The organism is Campylobacter sp. BCW_6877 (assembly GCF_001762445.1).
GTDB classification, from domain to species: Bacteria; Campylobacterota; Campylobacteria; order Campylobacterales; family Campylobacteraceae; genus Campylobacter_D; species Campylobacter_D jejuni.
In genome coordinates this window covers 80,934-100,658 of the sequence record NZ_MJWW01000035.1, presented here as the reverse complement: position 1 = coordinate 100,658, position 19,725 = coordinate 80,934, and the positions used below count along the sequence as shown (strand labels likewise).

Below are 19,725 nucleotides of genomic sequence, written 5' to 3'. Positions count from 1 at the left end.
TCACACTCCTAAAATTCTAAGTATCCAAGCTGTAGGAATATCAATTATTTTTATCCCTATAAAAGGTGCTATCATACCACCTAAACCATAAATACTCAAATTTCTTAAAAGCAAATACTCACTTTTCATAGGCTTAAATTTAACTCCACGCATAGCAATAGGTATGAGCAAAGGTATAATAATAGCATTAAAAATAAGTGCTGATAAAATAGCACTTTGCGGGGTAGCCAAATGCATAATATTTAAAATTTGCATTTGAGGTAAAACCACACTAAACATAGCAGGTAAAATAGCAAAATACTTAGCAATATCATTTGCCATGCTAAAAGTTGTAAGACTACCCCTAGTAATAAGCAAACCTTTTCCTATTTCAACTACTTCTAAAATTTTAGTAGGATTAGAATCAAGATCTATCATATTGGCTGCTTCTTTGGCTGCTTGAGTTCCTGAGTTCATAGCTATACCTACATCAGCTTGTGCAAGAGCTGGAGCATCATTGGTTCCATCTCCTGTCATGGCTACTATCTTACCTTGAGCTTGTTCTTTTTTAATGGCTTCTATTTTATCTTCAGGCTTGCATTCTGCTATAAATCCATCAAGCCCTGCTTCTTTGGCTATAGTAGCTGCTGTTAAAGGATTATCTCCAGTACACATTAAAGTTTTTATGCCCATTTTTCTAAGCTCATCAAAGCGCTCTTTAAGTCCTGGTTTTACAGTATCCTTTAGATAAATTACTCCTAAAATTTTTTCATTTTTACACACTACCAAAGGAGTGCCGCCGAGATTTGAAATTTCCATTACCTTAGTTTCTAAATCGCTAGGAATTTTTCCATTCATTTCGCTTATATAAGCTCTTATAGCATCAAAAGCACCTTTGCGAATTTTTGTATTATCTTGCAAATCCACACCGCTCATTCTATTTTGAGCGCTAAATTCGATAAATTCTTTAATATCATTACCTTCTAACTCATAACCCATTTTTTGAGCCAATGCAACTATGCTTTTACCTTCTGGAGTTTCATCTTTTAAAGAGGATAAAACACAAGCTTTAATCATTTCGTCTTTGCTTATACCTTGAACTTCATAAAATTCATTTGCCAAACGGTTTCCAAAAGTAATCGTTCCTGTTTTATCCAAAATCATAGTATCAACATCACCACAACTTTCAACAGCCTTGCCTGAAAGTGCGATCACATTAAAACGCGTTACCCTGTCCATACCTGCTATTCCTATAGCTGATAAAAGCCCCCCTATAGTTGTAGGAATAAGACATACAAGCAATGCTACTAACCACGAAATAGGCAAGCTCACGCCTAAAAATTGCATAAAAGGATATAAACTTACAACCACTACTAGAAAACTCAAACTAAGCACAATTAAAAGAGTATTAAGAGCAATTTCATTTGGAGTTTTTTGACGCGCAGCGCCTTCTACAAGATTGATCATTTTATCTAAAAAACTTTCCCCAGCTCCAACTAAAATTTTAATCTTTAAAAAATCAGTTAAAACCGTAGTCCCACCTGTAACAGAAGAAAAATCACCGCCCGCTTCACGCATAACAGGAGCACTTTCACCTGTAATAGCTGATTCATCAACACTTGCAGCACCTTCTATAATTTCTCCATCATTAGGTATAAGTTCACCTGCTTTAACTAAAACTATATCACCTATTTTTAACTCGCTAGAATTAAGCATTTCTTCACTGCCATCACTTTTTATGCGTCTAGCTTTAGAATCCTTTTTACTTTGTCTTAAGGTAGCTGCTTGGGCTTTACCCCTTCCTTCTGCAATACTTTCTGCAAAATTTGCAAAAAGCAAGGTTACAAATAAAATAAAAGTGATTAAGATATTATAAATTCTTTCATCAGAATTTCCATTAAACAAAGTAGGAAAAATACTTAAAATCAAAGTAAGAATCAATCCAACTTCCACCATAAACATAACAGGATTTTTTATCATAAAGCGTGGATCAAATTTTAAAAATGCTCCTTTTATGGCATTATTTAAAATTTCTTTTGTAATGAGTTTATTTTGTTTTTTAGACATTGACTCTCCTTAATGCCATAAAGATAAATATTCTGCAACGCTTGATAAAGTAAGCACTGGAAAAAAAGTAAGTGCAGCAAAAATATATATAATACAAACAAGCACAAACATAAAAGTTAAATTATCCGTTTTTAAAGAATTTGCAGTATTTTCTTGTGTATTTTTAGCCAAAAGCGATCCAGCTATAGCAAGCTGAGCTATTAAAACCAAATAACGCCCACAAAACATAGCAAAAGCTGTACTTAAATTCCAAAATAAATTATCATCTTTTAAACCTTCAAGTCCTGAACCATTATTTGCTGCCGAAGAACTAAATTCATACAAAATTTGAGCCAAGCCATGAAAGCTAGGATTGCTTATACTATCTTTTGCAAAAACAACAGCTAATGCACTTAAAACAAGGATTAATAAAGGATGGATAAGAATTACCAAAGCTATAAGCTTCATTTGTGCGCTTTCTATTTTTTTACCCAAGAATTCTGGAGTTCTGCCTATCATTAATGCACAAATAAACACGGTTAAAAGCACATAAATAATCATATTCATAAGCCCTACTCCTTCGCCACCAAAAGCTACATTTAACATCATATTTAACAAAGTAGCACTGATGCTTAAAGGATTTAAACTATCGTGCATATTATTGACGCTTCCTGTAGTAAAAGCAGTAGTTACAGCACTAAATAAACTCGAACCATCTGTGCCAAATCTTATTTCTTTACCTTCTAAATTTCCCAAATTTGCATTTAAACCCAAAGAATCCAAATTTGGATTTGACATTTTTTCGCTAAAATAAATTAAAAGCAAAGAAATGATAAAAATAATCCCCATTGCACCAAAAATAACTCCCCCTTCTTTTCCCATAAGAGCAAAACCTTGTCTTTCTTTTCTATGATAAACCATCAATCCAAAAGCTACAACACAGGCGCTAGGAATAAGCATCATGGATAAAATTTGTAAAAAATTTGTAAGTAAAGTAGGATTTTCAAAAGGCATACTTGAATTAGCACCAAAAAAACCACCCCCATTTGTCCCTAAATGTTTTATAGACTCAAGAGCTGCAACAGGACCTGTGGCAATACTTTGAAATTTATTTTCTAAAGTAAGCACGCTAAAATTTGCGTGATAGTTTTGCACTACGCCTTCAGAGATAAAAATTACAGCCAAAATAAAACTTAAAGGCAACATCAAACGCGTAATAATACGCGTAAAATCTTCATAAAAATTTCCCATTTGCATGCCACATAAAGCACGACAAAAAGCCATACAAGCAGAATATCCACTTGCACTTGAAACAAACATAGCAAGTAAAATGCCTGTATTTTGCGAAAGCAAACTTAAAGCACTCTCTCCACTATAATGCTGAAGGTTTGTATTTGTAATAAAACTAATTACAGTATTTAAATTCAAATCCCCTTTCATAGAATTTATCGAATTGGGATTTAAAAAAAGTTTATCTTGCAAATAAAAAATCACGAAAGAAAAAATAGCCACTAAGGCATTAAAAGCAATTAAATGCAAAGAGTATTTTTGCCAAGTCATATTTTTTCTATCAATCGCACAAATTTTATAAATTAAGTTATCAATTGGATTAAAAATAAAATCAAAAATAGTTTTTTTACAGCTTGCAATTTTATAAAGATAATTTCCAAAAATTAAAGCTAATATAAAAGCTATAATCAGTGTTATTAAAATTTCTAGCATATTTTTCCTTTAAAATTTTTCAGGATATAATAGAGCATAAAATAAATAAAGAGCAAGTATTAAGCTTAAAACTAGTAAAAATATCATCCGCGTGTCCTAGTTTGAATTTCACAAAAACGGATAAAAAACCATAAACTACCAAAAGCTAAAAACAGAAGCAAAGCAAAGATAACATCCATAGGATAGCCCTTTCTCATTGATTCAAAATAGGATTTATTCTATCCTTGTTAAGCTTATATTTTGATTAATACTAATTTTATGATTTATTTATAATTTTTATTTACATTAAATAAAAAGACAAATGAAGAATTTAGCAGGAAAAATCCTGCTAAAAATTGTTAAAGATAACCCGCTGCCATAGCAATAAAATATCCTGCTATACAAGAAGTGATTACACCTATAAGACCTGGTAAAATAAAACTATGATTGATAACAAATTTACCAATGTGAGTAGTACCTGATCTATCAAATTGTATAGTAGCTAAATCGCTTGGATAGGTTGGTAAAATATAATACCCATAACAAGCAGCCGCAAAGGCAACAATTACACCAGGTTCAACACCAATTCCTAAAGCCAAAGGAACAAAAGCCGAAATAGCTGCTGCTTGAGAGTTTACAAATTTTGAAATTAAAAGAAGCATTACAGCATAAGTCCAAGGATGCTCTTTTACTATATCTCCAAGTGCTGCTTTCATCATAGGAGTGTGAACTGCAAACATAGTATCAGCCATCCAAGAAATTCCAAAAACCGCAACAAGCGCTATCATACCTGATTTAAAAATTTCATTAGAGCCGATTTTCTTTGCATCTGTTTTAGTAAAGATGATAATCAAAGAACCTGCTAAAAGCATAAACATCTGAATAACTGAAACCATGGATAAAACATCCATTTTAGGGTTACCTAAAGCATCTACTTGAGGAATGCCATTTTTTACAACTTGTCCCCAGTTTGGACGCAAAAAATCAAATACACCCAATAAAGCCACTAAAGCAATAGCTCCTAAGAAAATCCACATTGCGACCCAATTGCTTTTTGGAAGTTTAACACCTAAAAGTGTTTTAGAATCCCCATAAACATATTTTTTAAATTCAGGATCTTTAAGTTTTTCTTGAAATACTTCATCTTTATCCAAATCTTTTCCTCTAAACCAAGAAAAAATTCCTATACACAACACACCAAATAATGTACTAGGTATGGTAATTTGAAGAAGATTAATATAACCATCAAAACCTGCTAATTTATGATTAGCATTTAAAAGCAAAGCAGTCAAACTCACAACAGCCACAGATACAGGAGATGCAATAATACCCATTTGTGATGATATAGAAGCTGCTGCCATTGGACGCTCAGGACGAATACCGTTTTTAATCGCTATATCATAAATAATAGGCATAATAGTATAAACCACATGTCCTGTTCCACAAAGTATAGTCAAAAAGCAGGTTACAAAAGGTGCTAGTATTGTTAAAAACTTAGGATTGCGTCTTAAAATTCTTTCTGCTATTTGAAGCATAACATCTAAACCACCACTCGCTTGCAAAGTTGCACTCGCAACCACCACCGCTAAAATTGTAAGCATAACATCTATGGCTGGTTTTCCAGGCTTTATATGAAAAGCAAATACAAGCATTAAAATACCTATACCACCAAGCAAACCAAGCGCTATACCGCCTTTTTTTGCACCGTAAAAAAGACAAATTAAAACGATAATGATTTGGACTGCAAATTGCCCTCCCTCGGTAAGGCTTGTTAAAAAATCCATTTTAACTCCTTTGAAAATTGATATTTAAAAACAGTTATTATTGTATCACATTTTTAAATTAAAGAATAATATTTATAAAAATAAAAATAACAATTTTTTAAATTATTTAAATTAAATTTAAATATAAAACACAAGCGTAATGGGTTTGACAGATTGTATAGAATTTTATCCTTCAAGTTCATATATTTTTTTTCTATCTGTAGAGCTTGCTATATTAAGATGTTTGCGATATTTTGTAATAGTTCTTCGTCCGATATCGACCTTAAATTCTTCTTTGATTAATTCTAAAATTTTACTATCGCTTAAAGGTTTATTGCGATCTTCATTCTTTACTAAATTTGCCACGAATTCTTTAACACCTACATTTGAAGTCTCTCCCTCTTCATCAAGAGCAAAAGCAAAAAAATCACGCAAGGGAATAAGTCCTCTTTCACAACTTAAATATTTATTTGCCACAGCTCTTGATATAGTCGAAGCATTACGTTCTAAATCAAGTGCTAAATCCTTAAAAGTCATAGGTTTTATCTCTTTTCCCATGAAAAAATCATATTGATATTCTACTATCATAAGCCCTATTTTATAAAGAGTAGCTTTTCTCATCGCTAGAGCATCGACTAAATTTTTTGCTTCTTTGATGTAATGACTTAAAAAATCATGCTCTAAACCATCAGTTTGAATTGAAATTTCAGGATAATAATCATCATTGATTTTTACTTTAATTTCACCATTTTCTTTATAAACAAAAATATCAGGAACAATTATACGAGAATCTTCAAAATATTCCAAAAAAGGAGGAGTGCTAAAGCGCTTAAGTACAGCCAATGCTTCTTTATATAAAGGCTCTTTGGTATAGTTTTGTATATTTTCAAAATCCATAATCAACATTCTACAAAACTCATCAATATCTTCATCTAATTCCATATTTTCAAGAGCAAATAAAAATGCTTCTTTATAATCTTTAGCTCCTACTCCTACAGGATCTAAAAATTTAAATCTTGCTCTTACTCGCTCAATTTCTTCTAAGGAATACTCTTTTAAAAATTCTTCATCGTATTCAAAATATCCTTCCTCATTTAAGCATTCTATAATTTTTTTTGCAAGCTCTTGAGATTTGTTTGTAGGAAACAAAGGAGGAAGAATCTGTTCATTTAAAAGCTCATAAACACTTTTTTTGGCAAGTCCTTTACTATCCACAAAAGCCGAATTTGCATTATGTTTATAAAATGAATCAAAATAATTCTTATCCTTATCATGAGTTTGTATCGAATCTTGAACATTTAAGAAAGGATTATCCTCAGCAAATTTATCTAAATTTTCTTTTAAATCCTCTATGTTTGCTTGTAAAATCGGCAACCAAGAGCGTAAAGTTTGAGAAATTTTAGTCTTGGGTGCTTGAGTGATTTTTTGCTTTAACATCAATCAAGGAGTTTAAACTCCGCTCCTAAATAATACTTTTTCACGTCTTTATTGGTTGCAATTTCATCAGCATTCCCACTAGCAAGTAAAGAACCTGATCTTATAACATAAGCTCTATCACAAATAGCCAAAGTCTCACGCACATTATGATCAGTAATTAAAACCCCAATCCCTAATCTTTTAAGCTCTTTAATTAAAGTTTGAATTTCAGCCACTGCTATAGGATCAACACCTGCAAAAGGCTCATCAAGAAGCAAAAACTTAGGTTCGCACATCAAGCTTCTAGCGATCTCGCAACGCCTTCTTTCACCTCCACTTAAACTTAAACCTTTCCTTAAACGAATAGGTTCTATACTTAAAAGTTCAAGCATTTGCTCAACTTTATCATGTAAAATTTTTTTATCTTTATAAAAAATCTGAGCCGCTAAAAGCAGGTTATCTTCTACACTTAAATCCTTAAAAATACTACTTTCTTGAGGTAGATAACCTATCCCTGATCTAGCTCTTTTGTTTAAAGGATCTTTTGTTACATCCAAACCATCTAAAAGAACTTTTCCACTACTTGGAGAAATAAGTCCACATATCATATAAAAAGTTGTTGTTTTTCCTGCGCCATTTGGCCCTAAAAGTCCTACAACTTCTCCGCTATTAACCTCTAAAGAAATTCCATGTATAATCTTAGTTTTTTTAATAATTTTTTCTAAATTTACAATTTCTAATTTACTCATAAATTTCATACTTTCTTTTGTCGTCTTTAATGCTAATTTTAATCTGGATAGTAGAAATTCCAAATTTCATTAAAGTTTTTTTCAAATTTTCACCGCCCCATTCAACCAAATGTAAACCTTTTTCAAAAAAATTTTCAAATAAACCATTCGCTAAAAGTCCTTCTAAACCTTCTTGATAAATATCATAATGATAAATGCAAATATCATGATTTTCATATTTTTGCATAGTGGAAAAAGTTGGAGAATCTACCCTTGCATCAAGACCAAGAAATTTAACCCAAGCTTGCACCAAGCTTGTTTTTCCGCTAGCCAAATCTCCTTGAAGCAAAACAACACCTTCTTTAGGCATTATTTGAAGCATCGTTTTGATCTCATCTTTTGCTAAAATAAATTCTTTCATAATTTTACCACATATTCATTTTGTGCATTTTTAGGAATGCTTTTCGTGCTAGGTATAGCTAGGACTTTATATTTTTGAGTGTATTCAATAAAATGTAAAGTGATAATATCACCCACCTTAATCTCTTTACTCGCTTTAACAATAACGCCATTAATCCCCACTATGCCACTTTTACACATATCTTCAGAAATAGCTCTTCTTTTCGTGATATTAACTACATTTAAAAATTTATCTACTCTCATAAAAGCAATTTTAGCAAAAAAAATCAATTTTTGGAACAAAATTTGCTTACGCCTTTGCTTTATTTTTTAAGAAAATAGCAAGTAAAAACTTTTCTTTAATGAAATTTGGATACAATTTTACAATTTTCAAATCTATTTTAGCAAAGGATATCTTATGAAAAATGAAGTAAAAAAAGTAGTTTTAGCGTATTCTGGGGGGCTTGATACGAGCATCATTTTAAAATGGCTTCAAGATGAGTATAATTGTGAAGTTGTAACTTTTACAGCAGATATTGGTCAAGGCGAAGAACTCGAACCTGCAAGAAAAAAAGCCCTTTCTTTAGGTATAAAAGAAGAAAATATTTTCATTAAAGATTTAAGAGATGAATTTGTTAAAGATTATGTATTTCCTATGTTTAGAGCCAATGCGATTTATGAAGGAGAATATCTTTTAGGAACAAGTATAGCAAGACCACTTATAGCAAAAACTCAAGCACAAATTGCCCTGCAAACAGGTGCTGATGCGGTAAGTCATGGTGCTACAGGCAAAGGAAATGATCAAGTGCGTTTTGAACTTGGTTATCTTGCTTTTAATCCCGATTTAAAAATCATCGCTCCATGGCGTGAGTGGGATTTAAACAGTCGTGAAAAACTCCTTGCTTATGCACAAAAACACGGTATTGATATTTCTAAGAAAAAAGGAAAATCTCCTTATTCTATGGACGCAAATTTACTTCATATTTCTTATGAAGGACTTGTTTTAGAAGATCCTGCACACGCACCCCAAGAAGATATGTGGAGATGGAGTAAAAGCCCAAAAGACGCTCCAAATGAAAGTGAAATTATAGAACTTGATTTCCAAAAGGGAGATTTAGTAGCGATAAATGGAGAAAAACTAAGTCCTGCAGGACTTTTAACCAAACTTAACGAACTAGGCTGCAAACACGGTATAGGACGCCTTGATATAGTAGAAAATCGCTATGTAGGAATGAAAAGTCGTGGTTGTTACGAAACTCCAGGCGGTACTATACTTTTAAAAGCACACAGAGCGCTTGAAAGCATCACGCTTGATAGAGAAGCAGCACACTTAAAAGATGAACTCATGCCAAAATACGCAAGTTTAATTTATAATGGCTATTGGTTCTCGCCTGAAAGAATGATGCTTCAAGCCTTAATCGATGAGTCTCAAATTCACGCCAATGGCAGAGTAAAACTCGAGCTTTATAAAGGCAATGTGATGGTTATAGGACGTGAAAGTGCGAACGATAGCTTGTTTAACGCAGCTTATTGTACTTTTGAAGAAGATGAAGTGTATAATCAAAAAGACGCAGCAGGCTTTATCAAGCTTAATGCTTTGCGTTTTATCATTGCAGGAAAAAATGGAAGAAAATTTTAATAAAGGAATAAAATGAAAGTATTATTAATCAAAGATGTAAAAGCACTTGGAAAAGCAGGAGAAATAAAAGAAGTAAAAGACGGCTACGGACAAAATTTCTTAATCGCTAAAGGCTTTGCTAAAGCAGCTACTAATGAAGTTTTAAGAAAATACGAAAGCGATAAGAAAAAAGAGGCTGAAAATTTACGCTTTGAAATCGCAAATTTAGAAAAACTCAAAGAAGAACTTAGCAAAATCACTCTTGAAATTTCAAAACCCGTAGGTGCAAATGGAAGTTTGTTTGGTGGTGTAACCAAAGATGAAATCGCTCACGCCCTAAAAGAACAAAGCCATATAGAAATCGATAAAAAAAGTTTAGAATGCGACACCTTAAAAAGCTTAGGAATTCACGAGGTAAGCGTAAAACTTGGACACGCAATCCATGCTAAATTTAACATAAACATAAAGGCAGAATAATGTTTCACGCAACAACGATTTTAGCTTACAAAGGTAAAAATAAATCCGTAATCGGCGGAGATGGACAAGTAAGCTTTGGAAACACGGTACTAAAAGGCAATGCTGTAAAGATTAGAAAACTTAATAATGGAAAAGTTTTAGCAGGTTTTGCAGGATCGACAGCTGATGCTTTTAATCTTTTTGATATGTTTGAAAATCTCCTTCAAAGTTCTAAAGGCGATCTTTTAAAAGCAGCGATTGACTTTTCTAAAGAATGGAGAAAAGATAAATACCTAAGAAAACTTGAAGCCATGATGCTTGTACTTGATAGAAATCACATTTTTCTACTTTCTGGTACAGGCGATGTGGTCGAACCTGAAGATGGGCAAATCGCAGCCATAGGAAGTGGTGGAAACTATGCACTTTCAGCTGCTAGAGCCTTAGCAAAACATGCAAATTTAGATGAAGAAGAACTTGTAAAATCAAGCCTTCAAATCGCAGGTGAAATTTGCATTTACACCAATACCAATATCAAAACTTATGTAATCGAGGATGAGAAATGAATCTAACTCCAAAAGAAATTGTTAAATTTTTAGATGATTATGTTATAGGACAAAAAAAAGCTAAAAAAATCATAGCTATAGCTTTAAGAAATCGCTACCGCAGAATGCAACTTAGCCCTGAATTACAAGATGATATCGTACCTAAAAATATCTTGATGATAGGTTCTACAGGTGTAGGAAAAACAGAAATCGCTAGGCGTTTAGCTAAAATGATGGGCTTTCCTTTCATCAAAATCGAAGCGAGCAAATATACTGAAGTGGGTTTTGTAGGTCGTGATGTGGAAAGCATGGTAAGAGATCTTGCCAATGCAGCTTTAAATTTGGTAAAAAATGAGCAAAGAGAAAAAAACAAAGATAAAATCGATGAATTTATAGAAAATAAAATTTTAGAAAAACTTTTACCACCTTTACCAAAGGGTATCAGCGATGAAAAACAAGAAGAATATAAAAACAGTCTTGAAAAAATGAGAACTAAACTAAGAAATGGCGATCTTGATGAAAGCACCATAGAGATAGAAATTTCACAAAATATGTTCGATACCAATCCTAACCTACCTCCTGAAATGGGTGCAATGCAAGATATAGTTAAGGTTATAGGCGTTGGCAGTAAAAAAGTCAAAAAAGAAATGAAAATCAAAGACGCTAAAAATGCTTTAAAAAACGAAGCAGGAGAAAAAATCCTAGATCAAGAAAGTATCAAAAGCGAAGCCTTAAAAAGAGCGGAAAATGAAGGGATTATTTTTATTGATGAAATCGATAAAATCGCTGTTTCAAGCGGAAATTCAAACCGCCAAGATCCAAGTAAAGAAGGGGTGCAAAGAGACTTACTTCCTATAGTAGAGGGATCAAATGTACAAACAAAAATAGGTACTTTAAAAACCGATCATATTCTTTTTATCGCCGCAGGGGCTTTTCATCTTAGCAAACCAAGCGATCTTATCCCTGAACTTCAAGGACGCTTTCCTTTAAGAGTGGAATTAGATAGTCTTGATGATAAAGCTCTTTATGAAATTTTAACACGTCCTAAAAATTCACTTTTAAAACAATACTCTCAGCTTTTAAAAACTGAAAAATTAGAACTTGAATTTAATGATGAAGCCATTAAAGAAATAGCAAAAATAGCTTCAAGAGCTAATGAAGAAATGCAAGATATAGGTGCTAGACGCTTACATACTGTGATAGAAAAATTACTTGAAGATCTAAGCTTTGAAGCTGATGAGTATGCGGGTAAAAAATTCGTAGTGGATAAAAAAATGGTAGAAGAAAAACTCGGAGATATCATAGAAAATAAAGATCTTGCAAGGTATATTTTGTGAAAAGTGGCTTTGTTAGCATCATAGGGCGCACTAATGCAGGAAAAAGTACTTTAATCAATTCCTTATTAGAAGAAAAAATTGCCCTAGTTTCTCACAAACAAAACGCCACAAGACGTAAAATCAAAGCCATAGTGATACATGAAAAAAATCAAATCATTTTCATCGATACCCCAGGACTTCACGAAAGCGGTGCTAGGCTTAATCAACTGCTTGTCCAAAGTGCTATTAAATCCATGGGGGATTGTGATGTGATTTTATTTGTGGCGAGTATTTTTGATAGTACAAAAGACTATGAAAATTTTCTTAGTCTAAACCCACAAGTACCACATATCATCGTTTTAAATAAAGTAGATTTAACCGACAATGCTACGCTTTTAAAAAAACTTGGCGAATATGCAAAATTTAGCCAACATTTTAAGGCTATCATTCCTTATTCTTCTAAGAAAAAAAGCTATAAAAAAGGCTTGTTAGATGAGATAGTAAAATATCTTGACGAACATGAATATTTTTATGATCCTGAATTTTTAAGTGCGAGTAGCGAAAAAGAACTTTATAGAGATTTCATACTTGAAAGTATTTATGAAAATTTAAGCGATGAGCTTCCTTATAGTAGCGAAGTGCTTATCCATCGCACTAAAGACACACCTAATCTTTTAATCCTAGAAGCCAATATCATCACCGATACAAACTCTCACAAGGGTATGCTTATAGGAAAAGAAGGGGCAACTTTAAAAAGAATAGGCAAAGATGCACGCTTTAAAATTTCAAAACTTGCACAAAAAAAGGTACTTTTAAAGCTTTTCGTAACAGTGAAAAAAAACTGGCAAAAAGATGAAGAATTTTTAAAAAAACTTTTAAATGATGAAAATTAATTCATTAAATAAAATAAATTTTATAAAATCTACAGATTTGCTTTATACTCAAAGAACAGGAATATTCAAAGAAGACGAACTTTTTAACAATTTAACCGCAGATTTTAAGCTAAGCAAACCCTTTGACTACCAAATAGCTTTTTTTAAACATAATGAAATTTATCATTGTTTTTTAGCACCTGTTTACAAATTGAAAAAAAGTCGTTTTTGCTTTCCTGAGCCTTTAATTTTTCAAGCTTTATTTGATGAAAGATTTATTGAGGAAAGTGATTATTGTGTTTTAAATTTATATGATCAAACTTTATATTTATATTTTTACCAAGAAGGAAAATTTATCAATCTTAAAAAAATCGAAAATTTCAACCCAAGTAATATGGATTTATTTTTTAAACAAAATCGATTTATAGAACTTTTAAAACACTATGAAAGCAAATTGCTACTTTATCAGGATTTGGATACAATCAAACATTACTTCTCGTCTCAAATAAAATGTTTAAATCTAAATGATATTCTTGATAAAAATAGTTTATTGAAATTAAGTTCATATAGCATAAAAAATCTAGATCAAAATTGTAATTTTATCAAGTATAATAAAATAAAAATATCTATTTCTTTTAAAATTATATTAATATTTATTTTTAGCTTTAGTCTTAGTATGATGATTTTATTATTTAAAGATTTTATAGAGTACAAACAAAATAAGGAAATTCAAAATAAAAATTTTATCATACAAGAAGAAATTTCTAAACTAAAACAAGATAAGCAAAAATTATTAACAAACATACAAGATTTAAACTTTACTCTTTCCAATAAAATATCATCTACACAACAACAATTTCATATTTTATCCATCATAACAAAAGAAATCAATTTAGATAAAAATAAAGCAATCATTCTAAATCAAATCATATCATGGCTTAACTCCAATGAACTTAAAATCACAAATCTTGAATTTGAACAAACAAAAATCATTCTTTCTTTTATCGATGAAAACCACTTTAAAAGAGCATTAGAAAATCTAAATTCTGCTTTTAAAATTCTTGATAAAAATAAAGAAACATTTAATATCATATTAGAAGTCATACATGAATAAAATAGAAGTATTTTTGCAAAATTTAAATCCTAGGGAAAAATTTCTTTTTATTTCTTTTATCTGCCTTTGTGCTTTGTTTTTAGCTTTTAAAATTCACGATCACTTTTTGGAAGATATTTTTCAAAAAACATTAGTAGAACATAATTACCTTGCATTAAATGAAGCAAAAATAGAAAATTCACATCTTAAAGAAATAGAGACAAAGCTAACAAAACAGATAAAAACAGAGGAAGAAAAATTAAAATACTATAAAGAAAAATTACATTTATTTTCTTATGATAAAGATTTTTTCAATAAAAAAATCAATAATTTATCCAAAAATTTAATCATTAATGAAATAAAATTTTCCCAAGAAAACAAAAATTTTATTCACTATAATTATGTTTCTCTAAGTTTAAATGGCAACTTTAAAGACTTGCTCAATTTTATACAAAATTTAGAAAATCTTCCTATAGCTTTAAAAATTGATAAAATAAAACTATACAATACACAGGGTTTAAAATTAAAGCTTGATTTAATGTTTAAATTTATTAATTTATAATAATATTAAAATGTTATATTTTTAAATATTATTATAAAAAAATATTTAAAAATATTGTAATTTAATTATTTTTCTATTACTATTAGTTAAAATATTTTAAGCATAAAAAAGAAAGGTGTTGGGAAGTGACTAAGCAAGAAATACAAAAACTCGATACAAATTTCCTAGGTCATCCCAAGCCTTTATTCTCTCTATCAATGGTAGAACTTTGGGAAAGATTTGCTTTTTATGGCATACGATCTTTACTTGTGCTTTTCATGGCAACAACCATAAGCAAAGGTGGACTTGGAATAAGTACTGAATACGCCTTGGCAATTTATGGCATTGCAGGATGCTTGTATTTAGCAGCACTTCCTGGAGGCTGGATTATTGATAATTATTTAGGGCAAAAAAGGCTTTATTTTTAGGTTCTTTTATTATAGCTTTAGGACATATTAGCATAGCCTTATCTATTTTAAGCACACCTATGTTTTTCTTAGGGCTTACTTTTATCGTTATTGGTACTGGATTTTTTAAAACTAGCGCTTCTGTAACAGTTGGAATGTTATACAAACAAAATGATACAAGATGCGATACTGGCTATACGATTTTTTATATAGGAATTAACATTGGAGCATTCATTGCTCCTCTTATATGTGGTTTTGTTCAAGCAAAATGGAATTATCATTTAGGATTTGGCATAGGAGGTTTAGGTAATCTCTTTGCTTATTTTATATTTTAAAGCTATCCCTGAGCTTGAAGAATTTCATAAAAATTACACTTTAAAGCGAAACTGGGAACAACCATTTAAAAAAAGTAAAAATTTAACTCTTATACTAAGTATAAGCTTGTTAAGTATTATTGGATTTTTTCTAATTTTTATTAATCTTGCAGATATTAATCCCATAATACTATCAAAAAAACTTCTAATTGTAATTTTACTATGTTTGGTAATTTATTTCATATATCTTTTTGTTTTTAAAACCTTAAATAAAAGAGAAAAACAGCAATTAACAATTTTAATTGTTTTATTCTTTGCAGCCACTTTTTTTTGGAGTACTTTTAAACAAAAACCTACTGCTTATAATCTTTTTGCGCAAGATTTTACAAATAGAAATATTTTTGATTGAAAAATTCCAACAAACTGGTTTCAATCTTTTAATCCAATTTTTATCATAATACTTACTCCTATAGCAAGTTATATTTGGATATTTTTAGAGAAAAAAATATATATTTTTCTTCCATTGGAAAATTTACTTTAGGAATATTATTTGCCGGTATTGGTTTTATGATGATGACCTTTGCTTCACAAAATCTAATAAACAACAATGGTTTACCAATATCCATGGCTTGGATTATCATAAGTATATTCTTTTTAACACTTGGGGAAATATGCGTGTCTCCTATTGGACTCTCTATAATGGCTAAGGTTGCCCCTGATTTAATCGAAAATCAAGTCATGGGACTTTAGTTTGTAGCAAGTGCGCTTGGAAATTTTGTTGCAGGATTTATGTCAATATTAAAAACATCGATCAACTTCCCAGTATTTTTGGACAATGCATGTGGATGCTTTTTATTGCTAAAAAACCAATTTATAAAATTCTTAACGAAAAAATAAGCAATTATCTAATTAAACTTAAAATACAAAATACACCAAAGTTGAAAATTGATCTTAATATTTCTTTTTTTATATTTGCAAAAAAGTAACATTATGATATAAATTATTTAAAAATATTACAAAGTTATACATATTTTTTAATTTCTTGTCTATAATTTATAAATAAAAATACATAAAGGATATAAATTAAGTAAAAATGTAAAAAATTTAGATACTTCATTTTTTGGACATCCAAAACCACTTTTATCTCTTTCGCTTACCGAGCTTTGGGAAAGATTTTCTTTTTACGGAATTCGTCCCTTGCTTTACCTTTTTATGATAGCAAGTTTTGAAAAAAGTGGAATGAACTTAAAACCTGAAGAAGCAAGTGCAATTATGGGAATTTTTGCAAGTTGTTTATATCTTGCTGCTTTGCCAGGTGGGTGGCTTGCGGATAATTACTTAGGACAAAAAAGAGCAATTTTACTAGGTGCTTTAACTATAGCATTTGGACATTTGTGCATAGCCTTTTCTTATTTTAACAATAAAATGATTTTTGTTGGTATGGTTTTTTTGGTTATAGGTACAGGACTTTTTAAAACTTGCGCTTCTGTAATGGTTGGAATGCTTTATAAAAAAAATGATGCAAGGCGTGATTCTGGTTTTACTCTTTTTTATATGTGTTTTAATTTTGGTGCTTTTGTAGCTCCTTTAATTTGCGGCTTTTTACAAAAAGAATACGGATGGCATTTTGGTTTTGGTGCAGGTGGGATTGGTATGCTTTTAGCGGTAATTATTTTCTACCTAAAAACTATGCCTGATTTAAAAGAATTTGATGAAAAAGTTGGCATAGACTCTACTTGGGATAGACCAAGCAAAAAAAGCAAAAACGCATTTTACATCATCATTGTATCAGGTATTGTTTTGCTTGGAGCAATATTTTTAATCCTTGGTGGTTTTATAAAATTAGATGCACAAGTTATTAATAAAAATATTATTCTAACTATCTTAGCTTGTGCTGGAATTTATTTTTTATATCTTTTCGCTTTTACTTCTTTAAAAATAGAAGAAAAAAGAAATTTAATTATTTTTATTGTTTTATTTTTAGCGGCTGCGTTATTTTGGTCAGTATATGAGCAACAATACACTTCTTTTAATTTTTTTGCAGAAAAATTAACAGATAAAACCATATTAAATTATGAAATTCCTACAATATGGTTTCAATCTCTTGGAGGTTTATTTGTTATACTTTTTGCACCTTTTAGTGCTTTTATATGGACTATATGTGCCAAAAATAATAAAGAAATTTCATCTATTATTAAATTTGCATTAGGACTTTTGGGTGCAGCTTTGGCATTTTTAATAATGGCTTTAGCTTCAAATCATGCAATTAGTTTAAATGGCGATGCTAATACATTAAGAGAAAATTTAGAAAATTCATCACAAATTATTTTAGTTTCACCTTGGTGGCTTGTCAGTAGCTTTTTGCTTATGGTTTTAGGAGAGCTTTGCCTTTCCCCTGTGGGACTTTCTATAATGACAAAAATTGCACCTAATTTAATTAAATCTCAAGTCATGGGACTTTGGTTTGTAGCAAGTGCATTAGGCAATGCTTTAGCTGGATTCATAGGTGGTAAAGCAAGTAAAGAAAATATAGCTTATTTGCCAAATTTATTTTACCAATGTATGTGGATATTACTTGGTGCTGTTATAATTTTACTTATACTCAAAAAACCTATCAATAAAATACTAAAAAATTAATATTAAGGAGAAAATATGAGTATTTACAAACAAAGAGTATTAGAACTTAGAAGATTAATGAAAGAAAATAATATTGACGCCTATCTCATCTTAAGTGCAGATCCGCATTTGAGCGAATATTTACCAGAATATTACAAAAACAGAATCTTTATCAGTGGCTTTAAGGGTTCTGTTGGAACAGTTCTTATCACACAAGAAGAGGGCTTTTTGTGGGTAGATGGAAGATATTGGCTTCAAGCACAAAAGGAATTAGAAGGTAGTGGCATACTTTTACAAAAGCAAGATGCTAAAAATACTTTTACCAAATGGTTGGAAAAAAATTTAAGCGAAGATCAAATTTTAGGCATCGATTTTGCACTTTTACCTTTATCTTTGCAAAAAGATTTAAAGATTAATTGCAAGGCAAATTTAAAACATATAGATTTAATAAGTCCACTTTGGAAAGATCGTCCCACTTTACCACAAGAAAAAATTTATGAACACGAACTAGAATACTGCTCTTACTCAAGAAAAGAAAAATTAGCATTAGTGCGTCAAAAAATGAAAAATTTAAATACTACCTCTCATTTAATCTCCAGCCTTGATGATATAGCTTGGCTTACAAATTTAAGAGGGAATGATGTAAATTATAATCCTGTATTTTTAAGTCATTTGCTAATCTTGGAAGACAAAGCTTTGCTTTTTGTTGATCAGAAAAAAGTAAATTCAGAACTTAAAAAAAAATTAAATTTAGATGGGTTTTGGCTTAAAAATTATGATGAAATCATCATGGAGCTTGAAAAACTTACAAATACAAATTTGCTTATTGAACCTTCAAAAATGACCGCTTTACTCATAAATTCTTTAGACAAAAGCGTAAAAATCATCCAAGAAATTAATCCAAGCACTCGCTTAAAAGCAGCTAAAAATACAAAAGAAATAGCGCATATACAAGATGCTATGATAGAAGATGGAGTGGCTTTATGTAAATTTTTTGCCTGGCTTGAAGAAGCGATAGAAAATAAAGAATTAATAAGCGAATTGGACATAGATGCTAAAGCAAGCGAATTTAGAGCACAAAGCAAGTACTACATAAGTGATAGTTTTGCCACTATAGCAGGCTTTAACGAAAACGCAGCATATCCACATTATAAAGCCACAAAAGAGAGTTTTGCTTATCTTAAAAAAGATGGGCTTTTACTTATTGATTCTGGTGGACAATATAAAAACGGTACAACAGATATTACACGCGTTGTACCAATAGGAAAGGCTAATGCAGAACAAATTCATGACTATACCTTGGTTTTAAAAGCACATATTGCCATTTCCAGTGCAATTTTTCCAAAAGATATAGCTATGCCCTTACTTGATGCAATCACACGCGCACCTTTATGGAAAGAACAAATTGACTATATACACGGCACAGGACATGGCGTGGGATATTTTTTAAATGTCCATGAAGGTCCACAAGTTTTATCTTATCTATCCCCTGTGCTTGAAAAAACAAAAGCTAAAGAAGGTATGCTAACCTCCATAGAGCCAGGTATTTATAAAGTAGGTAAATGGGGTATAAGACTTGAAAATTTAGTTATTCATACCAAAGTAGAAAATCCTAAAAATAAAGATTTTGGAGAGTTTTTATACTTTAAACCTGTTACCCTTTGTCCTTTTGAAATATCTTGTATTGATATAAAAATGTTAGATGAAAAAGAAAAAGAATGGTTAAACAATTATCACAAAGAAGTATTTGAAAAACTTTCTCCTAAGCTAGGTGATTATCCAAAAGCTCTAGTTTGGCTTGAAAAAAGAACAAAAGCCATCTTTTAAGATACTTTTGTTAACATAGATAAATTTTCCTTGTATTAAACTTATAATTTGTTTAATGCAAGGTTTTTAAACCAATTGCTAAAAAAGTTTT

Annotated in this window: 19 protein-coding genes and 1 pseudogene; 12 read left to right on the top strand and 8 right to left on the bottom strand. The window is 30.7% G+C overall.

Annotated features, from left to right (window positions below):
- The 8 genes and pseudogenes from kdpB to AJ936_RS04205 form a co-directional block, all read right to left on the bottom strand.
- Positions 1 to 2,046: a potassium-transporting ATPase subunit KdpB gene (gene kdpB, locus AJ936_RS04235; protein ID WP_070274114.1), complete on the bottom strand. Its 2,046-nt coding sequence runs from the start codon at positions 2,044 to 2,046 to the stop codon at positions 1 to 3.
- Positions 2,047 to 2,055: 9 nt separating this feature from the next.
- The gene (kdpA, locus tag AJ936_RS04230) at positions 2,056 to 3,747 is read right to left on the bottom strand and encodes a potassium-transporting ATPase subunit KdpA (RefSeq protein WP_004305525.1); all 1,692 of its coding nucleotides are present in this window, start codon (positions 3,745 to 3,747) and stop codon (positions 2,056 to 2,058) included.
- Positions 3,748 to 3,756: 9 nt separating this feature from the next.
- Positions 3,757 to 3,944 (bottom strand): annotated as a pseudogene (gene kdpF, locus AJ936_RS09930) (K(+)-transporting ATPase subunit F).
- A 141-nt stretch (positions 3,945 to 4,085) separates the two neighbouring features.
- On the bottom strand, positions 4,086 to 5,510 hold the full coding sequence (locus tag AJ936_RS04225; RefSeq protein ID WP_004305519.1) for an anaerobic C4-dicarboxylate transporter: 1,425 nt from the start codon (positions 5,508 to 5,510) through the stop codon (positions 4,086 to 4,088).
- Positions 5,511 to 5,675: 165 nt separating this feature from the next.
- Entirely contained in the window at positions 5,676 to 6,926 is a 1,251-nt protein-coding gene (locus tag AJ936_RS04220) for an RNA polymerase factor sigma-54 (RefSeq protein ID WP_053872598.1), read from the bottom strand.
- The gene (gene lptB / locus AJ936_RS04215) at positions 6,926 to 7,654 is read right to left on the bottom strand and encodes an LPS export ABC transporter ATP-binding protein (protein ID WP_002855252.1); all 729 of its coding nucleotides are present in this window, start codon (positions 7,652 to 7,654) and stop codon (positions 6,926 to 6,928) included. The genes AJ936_RS04220 and lptB overlap by 1 nt, the downstream gene beginning before the upstream one ends.
- The gene (gene tsaE / locus AJ936_RS04210; protein ID WP_002854905.1) at positions 7,647 to 8,054 is read right to left on the bottom strand and encodes a tRNA (adenosine(37)-N6)-threonylcarbamoyltransferase complex ATPase subunit type 1 TsaE; all 408 of its coding nucleotides are present in this window, start codon (positions 8,052 to 8,054) and stop codon (positions 7,647 to 7,649) included. The genes lptB and tsaE overlap by 8 nt, the downstream gene beginning before the upstream one ends.
- The gene (locus AJ936_RS04205; protein WP_070210754.1) at positions 8,051 to 8,296 is read right to left on the bottom strand and encodes an RNA-binding S4 domain-containing protein; all 246 of its coding nucleotides are present in this window, start codon (positions 8,294 to 8,296) and stop codon (positions 8,051 to 8,053) included. Before AJ936_RS04205 ends, tsaE begins: the two co-directional genes overlap by 4 nt.
- A 154-nt stretch (positions 8,297 to 8,450) precedes the next feature.
- Between AJ936_RS04205 and AJ936_RS04200 the strand changes: the two genes are divergently transcribed.
- From AJ936_RS04200 to AJ936_RS04140, 12 genes are all read left to right on the top strand, one after another.
- On the top strand, positions 8,451 to 9,671 hold the full coding sequence (locus AJ936_RS04200) for an argininosuccinate synthase (RefSeq protein WP_002861361.1): 1,221 nt from the start codon (positions 8,451 to 8,453) through the stop codon (positions 9,669 to 9,671).
- Between the two features lie 12 nt (positions 9,672 to 9,683).
- Positions 9,684 to 10,127 (top strand): 50S ribosomal protein L9, encoded by a 444-nt coding sequence (rplI, locus tag AJ936_RS04195; protein WP_002781628.1) that lies wholly within the window; start codon positions 9,684 to 9,686, stop codon positions 10,125 to 10,127.
- Positions 10,127 to 10,669: an ATP-dependent protease subunit HslV gene (gene hslV, locus AJ936_RS04190; RefSeq protein ID WP_002776411.1), complete on the top strand. Its 543-nt coding sequence runs from the start codon at positions 10,127 to 10,129 to the stop codon at positions 10,667 to 10,669. The genes rplI and hslV overlap by 1 nt, the downstream gene beginning before the upstream one ends.
- The gene (gene hslU, locus AJ936_RS04185) at positions 10,666 to 11,985 is read left to right on the top strand and encodes an ATP-dependent protease ATPase subunit HslU (RefSeq protein WP_004305504.1); all 1,320 of its coding nucleotides are present in this window, start codon (positions 10,666 to 10,668) and stop codon (positions 11,983 to 11,985) included. Before hslV ends, hslU begins: the two co-directional genes overlap by 4 nt.
- Complete coding sequence (gene era / locus AJ936_RS04180) at positions 11,982 to 12,857, top strand: GTPase Era (protein ID WP_004305501.1); 876 nt, start codon at positions 11,982 to 11,984, stop codon at positions 12,855 to 12,857. The genes hslU and era overlap by 4 nt, the downstream gene beginning before the upstream one ends.
- Entirely contained in the window at positions 12,844 to 13,950 is a 1,107-nt protein-coding gene (locus tag AJ936_RS04175; protein ID WP_079264390.1) for a hypothetical protein, read from the top strand. Before era ends, AJ936_RS04175 begins: the two co-directional genes overlap by 14 nt.
- Positions 13,943 to 14,491 (top strand): hypothetical protein, encoded by a 549-nt coding sequence (locus AJ936_RS04170; RefSeq protein ID WP_004305497.1) that lies wholly within the window; start codon positions 13,943 to 13,945, stop codon positions 14,489 to 14,491. The genes AJ936_RS04175 and AJ936_RS04170 overlap by 8 nt, the downstream gene beginning before the upstream one ends.
- A 125-nt stretch (positions 14,492 to 14,616) precedes the next feature.
- On the top strand, positions 14,617 to 14,898 hold the full coding sequence (locus tag AJ936_RS10330) for a hypothetical protein (RefSeq protein WP_052794812.1): 282 nt from the start codon (positions 14,617 to 14,619) through the stop codon (positions 14,896 to 14,898).
- Between the two features lie 8 nt (positions 14,899 to 14,906).
- Positions 14,907 to 15,212 carry a peptide transporter gene (locus tag AJ936_RS10570; protein WP_126253410.1) on the top strand — a complete coding sequence of 102 codons (306 nt, stop codon included), beginning with the start codon at positions 14,907 to 14,909 and terminating at the stop codon, positions 15,210 to 15,212.
- 462 nt (positions 15,213 to 15,674) lie between these two features.
- Complete coding sequence (locus AJ936_RS10565; protein ID WP_032599932.1) at positions 15,675 to 15,941, top strand: hypothetical protein; 267 nt, start codon at positions 15,675 to 15,677, stop codon at positions 15,939 to 15,941.
- Positions 15,942 to 16,256: 315 nt separating this feature from the next.
- Positions 16,257 to 17,828, top strand: a complete 1,572-nt coding sequence (locus AJ936_RS04145; protein WP_052794811.1) for a peptide MFS transporter — start codon at positions 16,257 to 16,259, stop codon at positions 17,826 to 17,828.
- A 15-nt stretch (positions 17,829 to 17,843) separates the two neighbouring features.
- On the top strand, positions 17,844 to 19,634 hold the full coding sequence (locus tag AJ936_RS04140) for an aminopeptidase P family protein (RefSeq protein ID WP_070274113.1): 1,791 nt from the start codon (positions 17,844 to 17,846) through the stop codon (positions 19,632 to 19,634).
- The last annotated feature ends 91 nt before the right edge of the window (positions 19,635 to 19,725 follow it).